The following is a 19673-nucleotide window of genomic DNA, read 5'->3' as shown; positions in this document are numbered from 1 at the left end:
ATCAATGTAGACCCGTGCCCACGTCGTTCGCTCGCTCTTCGTCGCGCTCCTGCTGAGCTGCCGCCAGACCCGACATCGTGCGCAACGGCACCTCCTTGAGGAAGAGCACCAGGACGAATCCGAGGAGCATCAGGATCGACACGGCCAGGAACACGTAGTCCATCGCGTCGGAGAAGCCGATGCGGAACGGCTCGGCGAGCGCGGGATCGAGCTTCTGGATGAACGAACTGTCCTGCAAGGCACTACCGGCAACGGATGCATCACCCGAGGCGATGGCCTTCGCGAACCCGGACTCCAACGGATCGGCACTGGTGGCCGCGCTCTGCACGGCCTGCTGGAACGCGGGCGTCGAACCGGCGGCGACCAACGCATCGCCGGTCTTGGGCGTCAGCTGCGTGAACAACATCGAGAGGAACACCGCCACGCCGACCGTCGCACCGATCTGACGGAAGAACGTTGCCGCCGAGGTGGAGACGCCCATGTCCTTGGGCGGCATCGCATTCTGGATGGCCAACGTGAGCGGCTGCATCATCGAACCGAGACCGAGACCGAACACACCCATCACGACCATCGTCTGCCACAACGGAGTGTCGGCGTGCACGTAGTGGAACGTGAACATGGCGATCGCCATCAGCGCAGTGCCGACGATCGGAAAGATCTTGTACCGCCCCGTCTTCGAGATGATCGAACCCGACACGATGGACGCGATCATCAAAGCGCCGACGAGCGGCAAGGTCTGATAACCGGCGAGAGTCGGCGAGGAACCCTTGACCACCTGCAGGTACTGCGGCAGCAACGAGATGCCGCCGAACATGGCTGCGCCTGCAATGACACTGACGGCAATACACAACGAGAACAACGGGTTTCGGAAGAACCGCATGGGGATCAAGGCGTCGTCGCCCATCTTGGTCTCGGCGAGAACGAACGCGATGACGCCCACGATGCCGATCCCGAAGCACAGCAGTGCCCGCGGCGAACTCCATCCCCAGACGCGGCCCTGCTCGGCGATGATCAGCAGCGGCACGAGCCCGACGCTGAGAAGCACTGCGCCCCACCAGTCGACGCGGGCCTCGCGGCGGTAGACCGGCAGGTTCAGCACCCGCCAGACGACGACGAGCGCGATGATGCCGAGCGGAACGTTGATGTAGAAGACCCAGCGCCAGCCGGTGATGCCGAGAATGGACGACTGCCCGGCCAGCAGACCGCCGATGACCGGCCCGAGCACACTGGACGTACCGAACACCGCCAGGAAGTAACCCTGATACTTGGCCCTCTCCCGCGGGGGCACGATGTCGCCGATGATCGCCAACGCCATCGACATCAGGCCACCTGCACCCAAACCCTGCACGGCCCGGAAAGCTGCGAGCTCGTACATCGATGTCGCGATGCCGCACAGCATGGACCCGACGACGAAGATCGAGATGGCCGTCATGAAGAACGGCTTGCGCCCGTAGAGATCGGAGAGCTTGCCGTACAGCGGGGTCGAGACAGTGGACGTGATCAGATATGCCGTTGTCACCCAGGCGAGAACGGAGAACCCGTTCAGGTCGTCGGCGATAGTACGTACCGACGTGGACACGATGGTCTGATCGAGAGCCGCCAGGAACATACCCATCATCAGGCCCGACAGAATGGTCATGATCTCGCGGTGCGAGTACTCGCCACTCACCGCACTCGCTTCACGCTCGGCGGTCGCTTCAGGCTCGCTTACCATCTCTTTGTTTCACCTTTACGTAACGTTTGCTTGTGTCCTACAACGATATTCGGACCACCAGCATGCTCGTAGAAAGCCGACTAAGCAAAGGTTTATTTGCGGCGCATCCGGTCTCGGACCTCGCGCATCGTGTGCGGGTGGATGCCGTCGGCCGCGAGTACCTTGCGCGTCTTGCGCCGTGTCGCCAGCACCCCGATGATCGCGATGATCCACACGGGAAACTGCACCAGCATCGCGACCCGGAAACTGTCGAAGTCGTAACCGCCCATGGCGTCGAGAATCCACCCGATCGCCGCGATGACCAACAGCGATGCCAGGAAGCCGCCGATGTTGACCATCCCCTGAGCCGTCCCCAGATTGGCACTCGGATTGAACGTGCGGGCGAGGTCGAATCCGATCACCGACCCGGGCCCACCCACGGAAATCACCACGACGAGAAGAACGAGCAGCCACAGCGGCGCAGGTCCGGGCAGCGACAGCACGATGGCCCACATCGTGGCGTTGCTGACCATGATCGCCAGCACCAGCCAGGACCGACGCATCGGGTAGCGCCCGGTGAGCAAACCGAGCACGATGCCCGACGCCACCGCGGACAGCACCGACAACGTCAGCAGCGCTCCGGCCGTCGACGCCGACAATCCCTGAGCGGTGGTCATGTACGGCACACCCCACAACAAGGCGAACGTGGTGATCGAGAACTGGGTCCCCATGTGCGAGAAGAATCCGAGCCGGGTTCCCGGTCGTCGCCACACCTCGCCGATGGAGTCCAGCGTCTGTCGCAACGACGTCGGCTCCGGTTCCGGAGCAGTGCTGTCGTCGGGACGATCTCGAATCAGAGCGAGCGAGAGGACGAGTGCGAGCAAACCCAGTGCCGCCGCGCTACCGAAAGCGAAAGTCCACCCCGGCCCGTTCAACAGAATCAGAAACGGCACGGCCGAGAGCACCTGCCCGAGCTGACCCAGCAGCCCGGTCAACTGGGACACGATCGGCACCCGCCGCGGCGAGAACCAACGCGGCACCAGACGCAGGACCGAGATGAACGTCAGCGCGTCGCCGATGCCCACGAATGCACGTGCCGCCACCGCGACCGGCAGCGATTCGGTGAGCGCCAACGTTATCTGCGCCGACGCCATGATCAGCGCACCGGCAGCGATCATCTTGCGCGAACCGATCCGATCCAGCAGCACTCCGGCCGGAATCTGCATCGCCGCGTACACGACCACCTGCAGCACCACGAACGAGGACAACAGAGACGGGGAGATCGAGAACCGGTCCGCAGCGCTCAGCCCTGCGACCCCGAAGGCCGTCCGATGCAGCACCCCGATGACATACGCGAAGACACCGACGCCCCACACCACCCATACGGTTCTCCCCGTACTCACCGTCTTCCCAATGCTCACGGGGCAATTGTGTCAACCACGCTGTGGAATGATCGGACCCGGTAGTTCGTAGAGCAGGAAAGCGAGTGACGTCATGGCCAAGCAAGTGCTGGTGCTCAACGGTCCGAACCTGAACATGCTCGGCACCCGTCAGCCCGAGGTGTACGGCCGTGCCACCCTCGCCGACGTCGTCGCCCTGTGCGAGAAGACCGCCGCCACACACGGACTCGACGTGAAAGCAGAGCAGTCCAACCACGAGGGACAGTTGATCGACTGGATCCACGAGGCACGCGGGGTGGCGTCGGGCATCGTCATCAACCCCGGCGGACTGACCCACACGTCGGTGGCACTGCGTGACGCACTCGTCATCCCCGAGGTCCCGATCATCGAGGTGCACATCTCCAACGTGCACGCCCGCGAGGAGTTCCGGCACCACTCCTACGTCTCTCCGATCGCCAGCGGAGTCATCGCCGGACTCGGCATCGATGGATACCGATTCGCAATCGAAAGACTCGCTGCTCTTATTTAGTACTGCTCTTATCTGATACTGCACTTGTTCGACACTGCTCTCATCTGACACTCAGGTTGTCCTGCATAAACTGGTCGCCGTGAACACCAGCAACAAGGCATCGAGAGACGGCAGAGCGTCCAAGGACATCCGGGCAATGCAGAACGGCGACAAGAATCGTCGAACGCTGATCCAGATCGTCGTCGCGGTAGTTCTCATCGCACTCGTTGCAGCCATTGCTCTGTTCATCGTCAACAAGGATTCGACGTCGGGTGAGGCATCTCCCGACGCCAGTTCCACATCGGGCCCGCAGCTGACGCCCACGTCGCTCACCGCGAACGGTGCCATACGTTTCGGCAACCCCGATGCCACCACTGTCGTCAGCGTCGTCGAGGACTTCCAGTGCCCGGCCTGCAAGGCATTCGAGTCGGTCAGCGGATCGACTCTGCAGCAGCTGGCCGACGCAGGCAACGTCGCCGTCGATTACCGTCCCATCTCCATTCTCGATCGCTTCTCGAACGGCACGATGTACTCCACCCGTGCTGCGAGTGCGTCGATCTGCGTCGCCGAGAACGATCGGGACAGTTGGATGAACTGGCACAACTCGATGTTCGCCGAGCAGCCCGCCGAGAACGGCAACGGTCTGCCCGACGACAAGCTCGTCGAGATCGCCGCCGCAGCCGGTGCCGACTCCCCCACCACCGCGTCGTGCATCACCGACGGCAGTTACACGGACTGGGTCACCACCCAGACTCAGACCGTCATCGGCGAGGGCATCAACGGAACGCCGAGCGTCCGCGTCAACGGCACCGACGTCGCCACCCCGACACCCGAGAACATCCTCGCTGCCGCCGCGGCAGCCGGAAACTGAGCAGCAACCGGTAACCGACCATGAGAACTCGCGCCGGCGCTGCAGTCTTCACACTCTTCAGCGCACTGGGGCTCCTCGCCGCACTGACCCTGACGATCGAACGATTCAAGCTCCTCGAAGACGCGTCCTATGTTCCGTCGTGCAGCCTGAATCCGGTCCTCTCGTGCGGGTCGGTGATGGTCACGAAGCAAGCCGCGCTGTTCGGATTCCCCAATCCGATCCTCGGAATCGTGGCGTTCTCCGTCGCCCTCGTCGCCGGTGTGCTGTGGCTCGGCCGCGTCGAACTCCCGCACGGGTTCTGGCTCGGACTCAGTGCCGGTCTGCTGCTCGGCGAGGTATTCGTGCACTGGCTGATCTTCGAGAGTCTCTACGAGATCGGTGCCCTGTGCCCGTACTGCATGGTGGTGTGGGCGGTGACGATGCCACTGTTCGTACTGGCGCTGAGCCGGCTGATCAGTACCGGCTCCAGTAATCCGGACGAACGCCCGGGCACAGTCGGCCGTCTTTTCCTCGAATGGCGGTGGACGCTGCTCGCCGTGTGGTACGCAATCGTCGTCGCGCTCATCGGAATCCGGTTCTCGGACTACTGGGGCTCGTTGCTCTGACAGTTTCGCAGCTCTGAGTTTCGTTGCTCTGACAGTTTCGCAAAACTCATGAGTCGATCGGCTGCACCGTGCATGATGGTTGCAGCACCCGGGTGAGTCTGATCACAGCTCCTGGCTCGGGGAAGAACGATCGAGTAACAGGAGTCGAAGCATGGCAGGCGATCCCTTCGCAGTCATCGTTGCCGTCATCGTGTCTGCCGCAGGCGCAGTCGCCGGAACGGACGCCCCAGCTCCACTGCAGAATCAGGCGGTGAAGGATCAGGCAGCCGCGGTCGCTGCCGCTGCCGAGGACCAGGGCAAAACGATGTCCGACCAATGGGCAGACCTGATGGGCACCATGCCCGAACCCGCCGCCGACGTCGCAGACCGGACCCTGAACGACGCCGCCGAGGGACTGCACACCGCCGTCGAACCGATGCTGCCGGACCTGCCCGCGGTTGCCGAGATCGAGACGCCGGAAGCGCCCACAGCAGTGACGCCCACAGCAGCCTCGCCCGCAGTGGGAATGGCTGCGGGTCTCACACCGGCGGCGATCACGCCGAGCGCCCCGCTACCCTTCAGTGTTTTTTCGTCGAATGCGGCATCCAGCGCCGTCGCCGGGCTCGCCACCGGCGCCCTGCAGTTCGCCGGCCGGACGTACACCGCCGCCGACATCGCGACCCAGACGGCGTTCATGGCGTCGGCCGAAGCCATTCGGCGAGCACTCTTTCCCGGTCTACCCATCACGTTCACCGGCATCAATGTCGGTCCGATCGGTTTGGGTGCAGTGGGAGCGATCACCGCGTTCGTTCCGTGGTTGCAGAAGGCGGGCAACATCTGCGGCGGCGTCAAGGCCACAACGATTGCCGCGCTCTATGCCGCAGAGAACGGATTTCGATACGGTCCGACAGCTCCGGTATCGAGCACCGGCGCACAGGGACCCGGCCAGTTCATGCCGGGAACCTGGGCAACCTACGGCAAGGACTACGACGGCAACGGCGTGGTCGACGTCAACAGCATCGGTGACTCGGTCATGGCGTCGGGAACGATGCTGTGCGACATCTACGGACAGGTCGACGGCTGGAAGCGCGACGGCAAGGTCTCGGGCGACACGACGGACCTGACCCTCGCCGGATACAACGCCGGAGCGGGTGCAGTGTTGCGCTCGGGCGGAATGCCTTCGGGGTCAGTCGATTACGAGACTCAGACCAAGCCCTACGTAGCGCGCATCCGGGCCACCGAGGCCCAGTTCGCGGCCATCCTCACTCCGTTCGCCGGGCTCGATCTCACCGGAATGGGCGGGCGGGCAGTGCAATTGGCGATGGATTACCTGGGCCTGCCGTACGTGTGGGGCGGCGGAAACATCAACGGACCGTCCGGCGGCGGATTCGACTGCTCGGGCCTGACGTCCTACGCACTGTTCAAGGCCTCGGGCGGAAAGGTCACCCTGCCGCGTACGTCGGAGACGCAGTGGAACGTGGGCACCGAGGTGCCGATGGCCCTCGCCCAGCCGGGCGATCTACTGTTCGGCAACTGGGGCGCGGCGGGCCCGGGACATGTGGCGATCTACATGGGCAACGGGCAGATGGTGCATGCGCCCACCACCGGTGACGTGGTGCGGGTGGCACCGGTGTTCGACGGGATGCGAGCTCGCCACATCCTCTGACGGGTATCACGTGGGTCCACCCGCGTACAGTGCGGACGTGACCAATGCACGCGTGGAACCGGCCGGCTTCGACGACGAACTGGCACCCGAGCCGCCGCCCGGTGAAGGCTTCGAGACGAGCTGGCCAGTACGTACCGGCGACATCGACCCCAACAACCGACTGCGGTTCGACGGTGTCGCGCGCTACCTCCAGGACATCGGCACCGACAATCTCGACGCCACCCCTCTGGGTAAGACCGACCCGATGTGGATCGTGCGACGCACCGTCATCGACGTGTTCGAGCCCATCCACTTTCCCGACCGCGTGCACCTGCGGCGCTGGTGTTCCTCGATGTCGACGCGGTGGTCCAACATGCGGGTGGCGGTGACGACCCCCAAGGGTGGTCGCATCGAAACCGAGGGCTTCTGGATCAACATCAGCAAGGACACCGGCATGCCGACGCGCATCAGCGACGGGGCACTGGAGATGCTGGCCAAGACCACCGATCAGCACCGCTTGCGCTGGAAGGCGTGGCTGACCGAACCGGTACCGTCGCAGTCCCAGAGCGACATCGAATTCCCTTTGCGCGCAACCGATATCGATCCTTTCAACCACCTCAACAACGCGGCGTACTGGCACGCGGTCGAAGAACTCCTGGTGGACTTGCCGCACCTGGCCGCAGCGCCCCACCGCGCCGTCATCGAATACCTCACGCCGGTGCTGGCGAACGAACGCGTGACGCTACGTCACCGCTACGAGGGCGGAGCGCTGACCGTCTGGTTCGTCGTCACCGGAGCCTCGGGCGAACCCACGGTCCGCACCGTCGCCAAGGTTGCACCCAAGGCCTGACGATCGAGCTTGCCGCGCGGGGTACGCGGCAAACCGTCGACGATCGCGATGACGACGGGCAGACTCGGGTCGGGGAGCAACGAACGCAGGTGCCGCCGTATCTGCGCCACCGTCGGTGAATCATTCTGTGCTACAACCACTCCGGCGACCGGTATCTCTCCTGCTCGGTCATCGGGCAGGGCCAGAACTCCGGCATCGAGAACACCGGGGACCGACAACAGCGCCGCCTCGATCGGGGGCAACTCGACCGTGAGGCCGGCACGAACGATCGTCTCGCTGCCGCGGCCGAGCAAGGTCAGCCGGCCCTGGTCGACGCTGCCGCGATCACCGACCGTCATCCACCCGTCGATCGGTCCGTCCGTCAGGGTGGTGTGCTCACCCACCCGACTCAGATAGCCGTCGAACAGCATGTCGCTGCGCACGTGCAGCAGTTCTCCCCTGGTCTCCACCTCGACGCCGTCGAACAGCGCCCCCTCGATCTCCGCCCCCTCGGACGTTCGACGGTCGTAGGAGACGAAGCTCAGTTCCGACGCGCCGTAGAAGTGCGTCATGGTCGCGTTCGGTAGCACCGTGGCAAGTGCCGCCCGACCCGACTGCGGCCATCTCGCCGCAGACGACAGCACCTCGCGGACGCTGGGGTACTGCACGTTCGACCGCGCGATGTCCCAGGCGATCGTCGGTACCGAATACAGGTGTGTCGGAGCATCTTCGAGAGCGGCCGCCGCCGTGCGCAGGTCCACCGTCGCGCCGCGTGTAAGCCCGTGCAACGCACCGTAGAGAAAGTGCGTGTGATCGAGAGTTCCCGATGCAGACACTCTGTCGCCCGGACCGAGATCGAACAGAGAATCGGAACGGTCGAGCGTGGCCGCCCAGGACGCCTGATCACGAACGAACAATTTCGGTGGGCCGGTGGTTCCGGAGGTGATGCCCACGAGCAGTTCGGCGCTGCGTGCCGGCGGATCGACGCGCGCAACACGGTCGCCGGCGAGCTGCTCGGGTGCCAGCACCGCGTCGGCACCCCACCTGTGCAATCGTGCGTGCTGACGCGGATGGGCCACGATGAGCGACGGTGCAGCGACCGACATCGCGTCGACGAATTCGCCGGGTAGCAGATGCCGATGCAGCAGAACGACACTCACGCCGGCATGCATCGCGGCCGCGACGACGATCAGCGACTCGATGTCCGACGTCGGCAAGACCGCGATTCGATGCATCCCGGCGATCGAAGCGGCCGCACGTTCCACCCGACGCCACATATCCCGGTACGTGATCCGACCGGTCGCGTCGACGATCGCGATGTCTGCCCGATCGCAGTGCTGCGCTATCCGCGCGGTGAGAAGATCACTCGTCATCTGCACCGTCGTCATCCACACCGTCGTCGTCCACACCGTCGTCGTCCACACCGCGCGCCACCAGAGCGTCGCCCATCGCATCGGCAGTACGGAGCGCGCGCACCAACACCGGTGTGGCCAGGGCCGTCATCGACCACTGCAGGCCGCGGGCCTTTCGGGCCTGCGACACTTCCTGCACGATCGACGCCAACAACGGTATGCAGCGAATGGCAAGGGCCAGAAGCAAACCGATTCGATCCGGGTCGACGCCGAAGCGGCGGACGGGACCGAGGGCTCGGGTGACGGTATCGAGCATGTCGGTGACCCGGGTGGTCAGCGTGACCAACGCGGCCAACGCGACGGAGACGATCAGCACTCCGCAGACCACCACTGCGCGTTGCCAGGTGGTGATGATCACCTGGAACACGCCAATGATCAGCAGCATCCACAGCACCGGACGTAGTTGCGCCAGAGCTACTTTCGCAGGGATGCGGGCGACCGCGAACAGTACTGCGACCATCGCGGCAACCACGCCGACCTCGAGCGGTGTGCGTGCGAAAATCACCGTCGCCAAAATGGCAACGATCAGCGCCAGCAGTTTCGATCCCGGACTCATCCGATGCAGCAACGAACCACCGGGGCGGTAGAGACCGATCATCCGATCAACTCGCGGTAGGCCGGTACTGCGGCAGCCGGGGTGCCGTCGAACGCGATGCGGCCGTCGTCGATGACGATGACGCGCTCGAAGCCGTCCAGCAACGCCAGCTGATGAGTCACGACGATGACCTGCTGGTCCATCGAATTCAAGGCGTCTGCGACGACGCGGCCGTTACGCAGATCGAGCAACGTCGTCGGCTCGTCCGCGACGATCACCTCCGGCCGCCGGATGAGGACGGCCCCGATGGCCAGCAACTGCTTCTGTCCACCGGACAGCAGGTGAGCAGGGTGGTCGCGGTGCCGATCGAGTCGAAACCGGACGAGCATCTCGTCGACACGCTCGGCCACCTCGGTCTTGCTGAGCCCGGACCTCCGTAGCGAGAACGCGAGATCCTCAGCGACGGTGGGCATGACGATCTGAGAGTCGGGATCGGTGAAGACGAAGCCGACCTTCTTGCGGACCTGCGCGCCCTTCTTGGCCGCGTCGATTCCGTCGACCGTGACCCGGCCGGTATCGGGCTTGATCAACCCGTTGATCATGCGGGCCAGCGTGGATTTTCCCGATCCATTGGACCCGATGATGCCGATACGGCGTTCGTCGAATTCGAGATCGATGCCGCGCAACACCTGCCGCTCGCCGAAGGCGTGAGAGATGTTCTCGAAGGCGACCGTACTCATGACACTCTCTCCACCAGCATTGCTATTCCCTGCCCGCCGCCGATAGCGCAGGCCGCCAGCCCCAGCGCAGGGCCTCCGGGCTGCAGCATACGAGAGAGCAACCGCACCAACAATATTGCGCCCGACGCTCCCCACGGATGCCCCATTGCGATGGCACCACCGTCCGGGCAGATGCGGTCCTCGTCGATGCCGAGCTCGTCCGCGACGGCAAGCACGACCGACGCGAAGGCCTCGGTGATCTCGACTGTTTCGATGTCGCTCAGCGCCACCCCGGTGCGGGCCAGCAGCTTGTCGATCGCAGGTACCGGTCCGAGCCCGGGAAGGGCAGGATCGGACCCGGCAACAGCGCTGCCGAGAATGCGCAGCGCCGGCATGCCCGCGGCGCGGTCGAGGGTGGTCATTGCCAACACGGCTGCGCCGTCGGAGATTCCACACGAGTTGCCGGCGGTCACGGTCCCATCCGTGCTGAACGTGGGGCGCAGCCTGCTCAGTCGCTGCGCCGTCATGTTGGGCCGAATGCGCTCGTCGGTAGCCATGTTGTTCACAGCCACGATTTCCGCGGAGAAGTCGTACGCTGCCGCTCGGGCGAAAGACCGTGCGGCATAAGCGTCTTGGCGTTCGCGGCCGATCCCACGACGCCGTGCGAGGTGATCCGCCGCAACCCCCATGTCCGGGTCGTCGAACCCGTCGGGCGCGAACGGCGCTCGGGTGAAGCGGACCGGCTCCGCGTCGCCGACGGGCGGCCAGAACCGCCACGGGCTGGTACTCGCAGATTCGACTCCCCCGGCCAGAATCATTGTCTCCTCGCCGCTCCGGATGCGCGACGCGGCCTGGGCCAACGCGTCCAACCCGGATCCACACTGCCGATCGACGGTGACCCCGGGGACGGCGAACCCGAGCCCGGCACCCAACGCCGCCACTCGGGCGACGTCACCGCCCGGGCCGAGGCAGTTGCCGAGAATCACGTCGTCGATCGGAACACCGAGCGGATCGATCTCTGCAGCAACAGCTTTCAGAACCGCTACGGCCAAGTTAGGTGCCGTGACATCGGCGAACCCGTGCCCTGCAATGCCGATCGCGGTCCGTTTACCCGCGACAACAACGGGTGTGGGCGTCATGCCAGTGCCCCTCTAGCTAGCAGTGCCCCGCGTGCGATTTTTCCGCTGGCGGTGCGGGGCAACTGCTGTACCACCGTCCACCGCCTCGGTAGTGCCTCTTTGGTCATGATCGCTCGGGCATCGGCGCGCACCACGTCCAGATCGCGTGAACCGTCGAGTTCGATGACGGCAGAGACTGTTTCGCCTAGAACGGAGTGCGGAGTGCCGATCGCCGCGGCGGCGAGGACGCCGTCGATCGAGACCAGAATTCGCTCGACGTCCTCGGCGATCACGGTGGTGCCGCCGACGTTGATCGCCGCATCTCCGCGCCCGTGGACGACGAGTTCCCGGCCACGCACGTCGGCCAGGTCGCCGACGGCGAACCAATCACGTGCACTCGAGGCGGCGTAGGGGGACCGCACGAACAGGTAACCGTCGTCGGTGCGCACCTCGACGTCGCGAAGCAGCGCCAATGACGGCTGCTCACCCACCACCCTCGCTGCGATCAAGGACAACTCGGCGGCCCCATAATATTCGACCAGTCTCACGCTGTCCGGAACAGACTGAGCTGCAACGGAGTCCAGCATCGTTCCAGCAACGACCGCGATCCGAAGGTGCGGCATCCGCGGAGCGACGTCCCGCAACACCGCAGGGACCGCATGTACCACCGTGGCCTGCGCACGGTCGTCGGTGACACAGGCACCGAGCCACAGCGCATGCAGTGCCGCGAACAGATGCATCGTGGCGTGCAGGGGTCCGGTGATCGCTACCGAATCGGTGGGATGAATGCCGGTGATGGCGGTGAACTCGGCGAAGCTGTCGACCCACGACGCCGCGGTCCGCGCGAGCGGCTTGGGTCTGCCGGTGGAACCGGAGGTCGCAACCAGCAGGAAGGCGTCGGGATCGGGGTCGCCGCTGCGTTCGGGCCTGGCGGCCGGGTCCTCGACTCGCACCGCGCACCCCTGCCGAGCCGCCGCGACAACACAGACCAACGCGTCCGGCAGATCCAGTGCTGATGCGTCGTGTGATTGGGCGTCGTGTGATTGGGCGTGTGCCGGGAGGTGAGGCCACTGCTCGACGGCGGCGTCGAGTTCGGCGTAAGAGAGACTGCGACCGCGCCAGACGATGGCGGTGTCCTGGCCTCGACCTCCCAGCGTAAAAGTCACCTCTTGATCAGTCCCGGGTAAGCGCGGTGCACGCTCTTGGCGACGACCGTGGCGACGACGACCTTGGCAATGTCGCCGGGCAGGAACGGTCCGTTGGTGGTGATCGCGGCCCAGAGCCCGACGTCGGTGCGGAGCAGCAATCCGATGGTGCCGAAGATATAGATGACGAGGATTCCGCCGACGGCGTTGATCAGCAGTCCGAGCACGATCGAGTATTTCGGCAGGATGCGGGCGGTGAGCCAGCCGATGATCAGCGCTGCCGGAATCCAGCCGATCAGGTATCCGACGGTGGGGCCGGCCATCGCCGCGAGGCCGGTGCGTCCGCCCGCCAGCAGCGGCAGGCCGATCATTGTCAGGGCGAGGAACACCAGTACTGCGGCCGTGCCCTTGCGTGGTCCCAGAACTGCGCCGGCCAGGATGATGCCGAGTGTCTGCAGGGTGATCGGGACTCCGGAGAAGCCCACCGTGATCGATCCCGGTAGTCCGAGCGCGGCGATGAGCGCCGCGAACACCGCGATCTGCGCCATGTCGCGGGCGGAGACGTTCATTCGACCGACCTTACGGCTCGGCGGGCGAGTACTGCTGTCGATTCCTGACACGGTGGCTCCTCGAGGAAGGGGCGATCACCTGCCCCAGATACTTGAACGGCGTTCAAGGTAGCAGGTGCGTGGCCCTGACCACCTATCGGGCACCGCCAGTCCCGGCGTCAGAAGGGCGCGGGATCGTATCGACTCCAGTCCTGTCGTATGCGTGCGTGTACAACGCGGCAATGCTCGAGATAGGCCCGCCTCTTCTCTGCGAGCCTCTTCCTTGCCGAGTCCGTCGAGGCAGCACGGAAGTCCGCGAGCGTCGGGGGTGCAGACCCGCTGTAGTCGAGTTCCCATCGGGTGGGTTCGGACAGGGACGTCACCTTCCCTGAAGACCGCTTCCGACGTCGGCTGCGACCCGCGTGCGATCCGATCGAAAAGTCCGGCAACGTGATCGAGCGCAGCCCGAGCGAGTTCGACCACAGAATTACCCCTCGGGCCACCATCGCCGCCGACCACGTTTTCGAGGTCTTCGCCTGATGATGGAACACGCACACCGGTTGAAGATTGGTCACGATGGTCCAACCTCCCCGCCGCGGATCGTCCTGATCGAACGGCACCAGATGATCGATCTGGCACCGCGCCGACGGCACGTCGCAACGGGGGAACGTGCACGTGCGATACGCCGCCCGAACGACAGCAGCGACGCGGGCACTGGGTCGATAGGTCACCGCAGCCTGAGACGGACTGCGCTCCCCGCCGTGGCCGTCGGGAAAAATGCCCCGAGCACGCTCGGGCTTCTCGGCAATCCATGCGAGCCACCGCGCGACCAGCCCATCGCGGACAGACTCCTCCCCCAGCACAGGGGCTGCGGGTGAATTCGCGCAGTCACCTGCCCCGCGTGTCGACGGAAGCTCGCCGGCAGCGCGCACGCGCCCGATGCCCACCACTCGACGTAGCAACGAACCGGTCGACAACCGCACGCCTGGGTCCTGACCGCTGCCCGGGTCTCGACCGCTGTACTTACCGCGGTGCCAGTATCCACCGCTGTCCGGTTCTTCTCTGCGACGGTCGTCCTGGTCGCAGTCCACCTGGGGGTCGACACTGTCGTCGAGACCGCCGCCGTCAGGACCCGCATCGTCGTAGGGACTGGAATCGTCGTCGGGACCCCCATCGTCGTCGAGACCGCCGCCGTCAGGACCCGCATCGTCGTCGGGACCGGAATCGTCGGCGGTGCCCCCATCGTTCGGGTCACCGCCCTCGTCGCCCTCGTCGCCCTCGTCGGGTTTGAGCATGTCGACCAACTCGGTCAGCATGGCCTGCCATTTCGCGTCGGTGGCGACGATGCGCGTCACCTCCGGATCGATGGGCGTCCCGTCCGCCAAGGACGCGGGATCCGAGGACAGTCCCAGCAAGGTTTCCACCGCCACCACGATCTGAAGGAGATGCCCGCGCCGAGGAGGGAGATCATCGGTGCCACCCGCAACCGGGCAGTCGTCGCCCAGATCGCACTGACAGGCCAGCGAATGTTCGCCGTGTAGCAACGCCATCAGTCCCGCCGCCCGCAGCATCCCCGTCGACCGCGGATCGTCCTTGCAGACAGTCCCCACAATCTCGACGATGAGCGCATCTGCTTCGGCCGCCTCGAGATGCGTGATTTTTGCGATGAGCGACGAAATACCGCCGGGACCGGTGCGGTCGATCCGCACTCCGACTTCCTCCGACTTCGCGGTCTCGCGAGCCTGCGCAGCGCCGTCCGGATCGGCCCTCATCCACAACCGCCAGATTCGGTTCCGCAAGGCCTGCGGACGCATTCGGCCCCCTGCGGCGCAGACCTCGTATTCGATTGTCGAGATGGTCTCGTCACTGGCGCGATGCAACACCGAGGTGATGGTGACCACCGTCGACCAGTCGAAGCTGCCGGTCACGAAACGCAAGGCCGTCAACGGCATTCGATGTAAACGCTCCGCAACGTCGTGCATCACCCCCGCATCACGACGCGTACCGGTCATCGTCACGGCCAAGTCGCACAACGCGCCGCGGACGGTCTCGCCGGGATCTCCGTCAGCGGCTTCGGCGGCCTCGAGACGCATCTCGAGTACGTCGCAGTATGCGAGCAAAGTCGCTGCCCGAGCGAGGTTTTCCTGAACACGGCTGAGCGCGATGACATCGAGAAACCCCGCAATACAGTCATCGACCGACGGCGCTTCCACCGCTCCCCACCCCCCGGTATCGAACATGTATTCGATACTACGGAAGGGGTCCGACAGGAAAATTCGATTCGGTCACCGAGTTCGGGCCGGTATAACGGCACCATGCGCAGCTACTCGATTCGTGACGTCCTGCCCGGTGACGAGCATCAGATCGGTACAGCACACGTTGCGATCTGGAAGTCAACGTATGCGGGAATGATGAACGGTGCGAAGTTGGATGCGATGAGGCCCGCACACCGCATCGAACGGTGGGAGCAGATCATCGCCCATCGCGACGAGTCGTCGGCGGGCGGAGTTCGCACCCGATGTGCAGTCGACGTCGCCGACTCACGCATTGTCGGCTTCGCGACCGGAGGACCCCCGCGCGACGAAAATCCGCCTGCACACAGGGAATTGTGGTCGTTGAACGTTCTTCCCGAACACCACGGCACCGGCATTGCACTGGCGTGAACGACGCACTAGGTGAGGACACTCCCGCTGCGTATCTGTGGGTGGCCGCGGCCAACGAGCGCGCGATTGCCTTCTATCGCAAGAACGGGTTCGAGCTGGACGGCGAACCCCGCTTCGACCCGACGTGGGAATGCCACGAGGCGCGCATGGTCAGGGTTTGACGGGTGGTTCGTTTCTGGATCGGTCGGGGTTCACGTTCTCGGGATTCAGCACGACGTCGGTCACCACAGGCGCCGTCTCGACAGGCCGATCGTTGGAACGGACAGCCACCGTGTTCGGCAGAAACGCATCGAGGGCGCGGGGCGTGATCCACCACAGCAGGGCCGCGAACAGGATCAAAATGTTGATCCACTGCAGCACCGTCGCGGAATTGTCGGACGGAATCACCCGGTCGAAGACCTGGATGTTCATCACGAATCCATGAATGAGGATCAGCACCCACAATCGCCGATATCGGTAATACACCCACACCGCCGCCGCGCCCCATATGGCTGCCCACAGGAATCCGCCGCCGCCGAAATACAGGTACAGGAAGCCCCGCAACGTTGCCGACAACCCCATGATCGCCCAGATCGGCATCCTGCCCACCAACAGCAGAACCGGCAGAGCCACCAGAATCGGCTCCTCCCGCAGACCGACAGCGAGCGCGGAAACGACTGCAAGCCAATCCGATTCGACAGAGGCAGGGATAGAGAACCCGAACCGAACGATATTCAGTCGCGACAATACGAGCACTATCGCCGACGCCGCGCCGATCGCAGCACACCAAGTCAACGCAGCCTCGCGCGCGGAGCCATGCCGCAGAGGCATCACCGCCGGCAAAGTCCGTCGCCGCGCGAGATGCACCGCGCCGATCGCGATCGCCCCCACAACGACCTGCAGTGCGCCGACCGCGAGATCGGTCCACTGATCGTGCATCGTGAGGATCGGTGCCGGCGCATGCGGCTCACGAAAACGCCACAGCGCACCCACCAAGCCTATGAAATACACGACGACCCACCCGACCACCAGAGCCGCAACCATCACGGCGGTACCGGCAGCGGTCAGACCACGCCGAGGCGAGCGAGCACGAAGACCCGCGTCGACACCGGTCGTCACCAGACCACCACCATTCCGCTCGATACAGATCGCCGAACAGCTTGTTTATCACGCCTCGGCCGAGAAATCAGTATGGTCCCGGCGATACGAACCGGCGGTGCCACTCACGGCCGAGTGTCACGGTCGGACTCATCGCTCGAATCTTTCGTGCCGACGATGTCGTCTCGCAGTTCCGCGAGCAGCCCCTTCCTCGGGGTGCCGCGACGCGATTCCCATACGTCGACCATCGCGAGCACCACCAGAACACAGCCGATCGGGCCGCCCTGGAACCAGGAGAACTGCAGGTCCCAGAAGAACAGCGCCAGCACAGCTCCGACGACGATCACGACGATGCTGCCCGCCTCTCGTACCTTCATCGCTTCCCTTTCATCGATTCGGACCACAACCAGGTCAGACCAGATTCAGTTCGATCGCCGCATTCGCGGCCAGTAGCGCGCCCACCACGATCGACACCGTTGCCGCTACGTCGCCGGTCCAACGGTCCACGCGCCGCACCAGCGGTCGCGTGACCGACGAAATACGCTCCTGCGCAACCACTCCGACAGCCAGCAGGACGAGGGCAGGCGACAGCATCACAAGCACGTAGGCCGCCAGAATCGACACCGAGGACAACCGCCCCAGGTCCGCATCTCCCACGATGGCAACTGCCGAAAAGTAGGGCAGCATCGTCGCCACCTCCACCGCGCCCACAGCGACCGCGAGCAGAACAACCCCGCGAACACTTCCCGGGGGCCGCGTCCACCACGCACTGCTGGGGACTCGACGCCGACGGTCGCAGACCACCCCCACGAGCAGGACTACAACACCCACCGCCAACCGAATCCACGCGTCACCAGGAATCGCCACCCTCAGGCCGTCGGAGGCCGCCCAGACGGCGATACCGACCCCGAGGTACAGCAGCCCCAATACACACAGATGGAGCAGAACGACACCTGCCCGAAACGACGGCCGCAGCATCATCCACAACGGAACTGCAAGTGTCCCGACTCCGATGCTGTCCACCAGCGCAAGCCCGGCAAGCTTAATTAACACAGCTGTACCATAACATGGTTTCAGCACAGTCGTGTCGAAAAAACGCCCTCGTGCTAGAACAGACCGATGCCGAAGATCGTCGACCACGACGCACGCCGAGCGGAGATCGTCGCCGCCGTGTGGCGTGTCATCGAACGAGCAGGAATGAACGGGGCGACGGTACGCAGTGTCGCTGCCGAAGCCGGCGTCTCCCCTGGATCACTGCGGTACTACTTCTCCGATCAAGGAGAACTTGTCCTCTTCGCGGCCGAGGCCATGACGCAACGCGTCGTACATCGGTTGGAGGCGCATCCGGCCGGCGGTGACGGCCTGGTTCGCGCGATCCGAGTCCTCGAGGAACTACTGCCACTCGACGAGGACCGCCGTGCCGAGGCATCGGTGTGGCTGGAAGCGCTCGTGCGTGCCAGATTCGACGAGCGACTCGCCGCCCTCAAAACGGCCGGGTGGTTCGGAAGCCGGTACCTGTGCCGGCTCGCGTGGGCGCACCTGCACGATCTCGATCGACCGGAATCCCCCGCATTCACATTCGACAGCACCGTCGACGAATATGCCGCGGCCGAACTGCATACCTATATCGACGGACTGACACTGCAGGCGGTGACGTATCCCGAGCAACTCACGGCCGACGAGGTACGTCGGTTGTTGCGCACTTATCTGGAGCCGCAGTCCTGAGCCGAGTCCACGGGAAATTTGCGGCCGTAGAGCCACCCGATCACCGCGACGACGGTGCCCGCGGCAGCGATCGCGGCCAATACCGACCCGAAGCCCGATGCCTCGACGACCCGCCCGACCACCAACGGTGCCAGCAGAAATCCGGCACGCGAGATAAGCGACACGGTCGAGATCGCCGCGGCCGACGAGACGCCGGGAAGCCGTCCGGCCAGGCTGAACACGATGGGAAACAGCGGACTCGAACCCAGGCCGGCGACCGCGAATGCAGCGATGACCAGTACAGGCACGTCGACTGCGAGCACCGACAGCCCCGCGATGCCCGCAAATGCGACCGCAACCAACGCTGCGCCACCCGTCAGTACCGACGACGGTCCGAACCGATCGACGATCCGGTCACCCACCAGGCGTCCCACCAACATGGCCACCGAGAACGCGACGAACGCCAGACCGGCAGCGCCAGGACCGGCTCCCTGCTCGGCCGTCATGTACACCGCGCTCCAGGACTGCGGAAAATCCTCCATCAGGCCGGCCAGCAGAACCACCGCGCCGAGCAGGGCGAGCGCCGCAATCGGACGGCCGACGGCCGGCTGAGGAGTTGGGCCGTCGGCGGACTCGTCCAGCCGTGTGTCCGGACCCAACAGACCCCGGCCGACCGCCGCGAGCGCAAGAACCAGCACCACGGCGACGCAGGTGAAGTGCACTGCGACCGGAAGGCGAGCACCCGCGGCCGCAGAACCCGTCACTCCGCCCACCACCGCCCCGACGCTCCACGCGGCATGAAAGCCACTGAGCAGAGACCGACCGGCGCGCTCCTCGACGAGAACTCCCTGGGCGTTCATGGAAATGTCCATCACCGCGTCGGCCCCGCCGAGCAGGACCAGAGCTGCCAGCAGCGTCCACCACGACACCGCCACAGCGGGGAGCACGAACGCCCCGCACAACAAGAGTCCCGACGCGAGAACAGCCCACCGACTGCCGAACCGGTGTACCAGCACGGCGGCAACGGGTGCTGCGGCAAGCCCGCCGACACCGACCCCGGCGAGAGCGAGACCCAGCGTGGCTACATCGATGGACAACGAGTTCTGGATCTCGGGAATGCGGGGTGCCCAGTTGGCGAACACCGCGCCGTTGACGAAGAAGACGATCAGAACGGACAAGCGAGCACTGGTTTTCGGGCGGCCCATAGTGCCGCGAGCCTATC

Annotated in this window: 21 protein-coding genes; 8 read left to right on the top strand and 13 right to left on the bottom strand. The window is 64.9% G+C overall.

Features of this window, described 5'->3' with window-relative positions; all coding sequences use genetic code 11:
• Position 1: 1 nt before the first annotated feature.
• The gene (locus tag CH285_RS19120; RefSeq protein ID WP_052060710.1) at positions 2-1714 is read right to left on the bottom strand and encodes an MDR family MFS transporter; all 1713 of its coding nucleotides are present in this window, start codon (positions 1712-1714) and stop codon (positions 2-4) included.
• A 92-nt stretch (positions 1715-1806) separates the two neighbouring features.
• Complete coding sequence (locus tag CH285_RS19115; RefSeq protein ID WP_371829109.1) at positions 1807-3108, bottom strand: MFS transporter; 1302 nt, start codon at positions 3106-3108, stop codon at positions 1807-1809.
• Between the two features lie 79 nt (positions 3109-3187).
• Here CH285_RS19115 and aroQ point away from each other — a divergent pair, with 79 nt between their 5' ends.
• From aroQ to CH285_RS19090, 5 genes are all read left to right on the top strand, one after another.
• Positions 3188-3622, top strand: coding sequence for a type II 3-dehydroquinate dehydratase (gene aroQ, locus CH285_RS19110; protein WP_032365301.1), 435 nt, complete (start codon positions 3188-3190; stop codon positions 3620-3622).
• Between the two features lie 79 nt (positions 3623-3701).
• Entirely contained in the window at positions 3702-4472 is a 771-nt protein-coding gene (locus CH285_RS19105) for a DsbA family protein (protein ID WP_032390677.1), read from the top strand.
• 20 nt (positions 4473-4492) lie between these two features.
• On the top strand, positions 4493-5077 hold the full coding sequence (locus tag CH285_RS19100) for a vitamin K epoxide reductase family protein (protein ID WP_094643977.1): 585 nt from the start codon (positions 4493-4495) through the stop codon (positions 5075-5077).
• A gap of 151 nt (positions 5078-5228) precedes the next feature.
• The gene (locus CH285_RS19095) at positions 5229-6722 is read left to right on the top strand and encodes a C40 family peptidase (RefSeq protein ID WP_094643976.1); all 1494 of its coding nucleotides are present in this window, start codon (positions 5229-5231) and stop codon (positions 6720-6722) included.
• 37 nt (positions 6723-6759) lie between these two features.
• The gene (locus CH285_RS19090; protein WP_081701724.1) at positions 6760-7551 is read left to right on the top strand and encodes an acyl-[acyl-carrier-protein] thioesterase; all 792 of its coding nucleotides are present in this window, start codon (positions 6760-6762) and stop codon (positions 7549-7551) included.
• On the opposite strand, the gene CH285_RS19085 is transcribed toward CH285_RS19090, so the two are convergent.
• The 7 genes from CH285_RS19085 to CH285_RS19055 form a co-directional block, all read right to left on the bottom strand.
• Positions 7455-8984: an AMP-binding protein gene (locus tag CH285_RS19085; protein ID WP_255164781.1), complete on the bottom strand. Its 1530-nt coding sequence runs from the start codon at positions 8982-8984 to the stop codon at positions 7455-7457. The two genes, CH285_RS19090 and CH285_RS19085, sit on opposite strands and share 97 nt — an antisense overlap.
• On the bottom strand, positions 8893-9540 hold the full coding sequence (locus tag CH285_RS19080; RefSeq protein ID WP_094643975.1) for an energy-coupling factor transporter transmembrane component T family protein: 648 nt from the start codon (positions 9538-9540) through the stop codon (positions 8893-8895). The genes CH285_RS19085 and CH285_RS19080 overlap by 92 nt, the downstream gene beginning before the upstream one ends.
• Entirely contained in the window at positions 9537-10217 is a 681-nt protein-coding gene (locus CH285_RS19075; protein WP_027498187.1) for an energy-coupling factor ABC transporter ATP-binding protein, read from the bottom strand. The genes CH285_RS19080 and CH285_RS19075 overlap by 4 nt, the downstream gene beginning before the upstream one ends.
• The gene (locus CH285_RS19070; protein ID WP_094643974.1) at positions 10214-11335 is read right to left on the bottom strand and encodes a thiolase family protein; all 1122 of its coding nucleotides are present in this window, start codon (positions 11333-11335) and stop codon (positions 10214-10216) included. Before CH285_RS19070 ends, CH285_RS19075 begins: the two co-directional genes overlap by 4 nt.
• Positions 11332-12480 carry an AMP-binding protein gene (locus tag CH285_RS19065; RefSeq protein ID WP_094643973.1) on the bottom strand — a complete coding sequence of 383 codons (1149 nt, stop codon included), beginning with the start codon at positions 12478-12480 and terminating at the stop codon, positions 11332-11334. The genes CH285_RS19070 and CH285_RS19065 overlap by 4 nt, the downstream gene beginning before the upstream one ends.
• A complete protein-coding gene (locus CH285_RS19060; RefSeq protein WP_239535631.1) occupies positions 12477-13028 on the bottom strand; it encodes a biotin transporter BioY in 552 nt (183 codons plus the stop codon). Before CH285_RS19060 ends, CH285_RS19065 begins: the two co-directional genes overlap by 4 nt.
• A gap of 158 nt (positions 13029-13186) precedes the next feature.
• Positions 13187-15247, bottom strand: coding sequence for an HNH endonuclease signature motif containing protein (locus CH285_RS19055; protein ID WP_094643972.1), 2061 nt, complete (start codon positions 15245-15247; stop codon positions 13187-13189).
• 75 nt (positions 15248-15322) lie between these two features.
• Here CH285_RS19055 and CH285_RS19050 point away from each other — a divergent pair, with 75 nt between their 5' ends.
• Together CH285_RS19050 and CH285_RS28460 are read left to right on the top strand one after the other, a co-directional pair.
• A complete protein-coding gene (locus CH285_RS19050) occupies positions 15323-15670 on the top strand; it encodes a GNAT family N-acetyltransferase (protein ID WP_255032482.1) in 348 nt (115 codons plus the stop codon).
• A complete protein-coding gene (locus tag CH285_RS28460) occupies positions 15667-15831 on the top strand; it encodes a hypothetical protein (protein ID WP_255032481.1) in 165 nt (54 codons plus the stop codon). Before CH285_RS19050 ends, CH285_RS28460 begins: the two co-directional genes overlap by 4 nt.
• On the opposite strand, the gene CH285_RS19045 is transcribed toward CH285_RS28460, so the two are convergent.
• The 3 genes from CH285_RS19045 to CH285_RS19035 form a co-directional block, all read right to left on the bottom strand.
• Complete coding sequence (locus tag CH285_RS19045; protein WP_094643971.1) at positions 15821-16768, bottom strand: CPBP family intramembrane glutamic endopeptidase; 948 nt, start codon at positions 16766-16768, stop codon at positions 15821-15823. The two genes, CH285_RS28460 and CH285_RS19045, sit on opposite strands and share 11 nt — an antisense overlap.
• 104 nt (positions 16769-16872) lie before the next feature.
• On the bottom strand, positions 16873-17124 hold the full coding sequence (locus tag CH285_RS19040; protein ID WP_027498194.1) for a hypothetical protein: 252 nt from the start codon (positions 17122-17124) through the stop codon (positions 16873-16875).
• Positions 17125-17158: 34 nt separating this feature from the next.
• Positions 17159-17800 (bottom strand): GAP family protein, encoded by a 642-nt coding sequence (locus CH285_RS19035; RefSeq protein ID WP_176458512.1) that lies wholly within the window; start codon positions 17798-17800, stop codon positions 17159-17161.
• A 66-nt stretch (positions 17801-17866) separates the two neighbouring features.
• On the opposite strand from CH285_RS19035, the gene CH285_RS19030 reads away from it, so the two are divergent.
• A complete protein-coding gene (locus CH285_RS19030; RefSeq protein ID WP_094660299.1) occupies positions 17867-18472 on the top strand; it encodes a TetR/AcrR family transcriptional regulator in 606 nt (201 codons plus the stop codon).
• On the opposite strand, the gene CH285_RS19025 is transcribed toward CH285_RS19030, so the two are convergent.
• Positions 18451-19629, bottom strand: a complete 1179-nt coding sequence (locus tag CH285_RS19025) for an MFS transporter (protein WP_176458513.1) — start codon at positions 19627-19629, stop codon at positions 18451-18453. The two genes, CH285_RS19030 and CH285_RS19025, sit on opposite strands and share 22 nt — an antisense overlap.
• Positions 19630-19673 lie beyond the last annotated feature (44 nt).

Source organism: Rhodococcus sp. 05-2256-B1, from assembly GCF_002258465.1.
Taxonomy (GTDB): Bacteria; Actinomycetota; Actinomycetes; order Mycobacteriales; family Mycobacteriaceae; genus Rhodococcoides; species Rhodococcoides fascians.
This window is presented reverse-complemented; position numbering and strand designations above follow the sequence as displayed.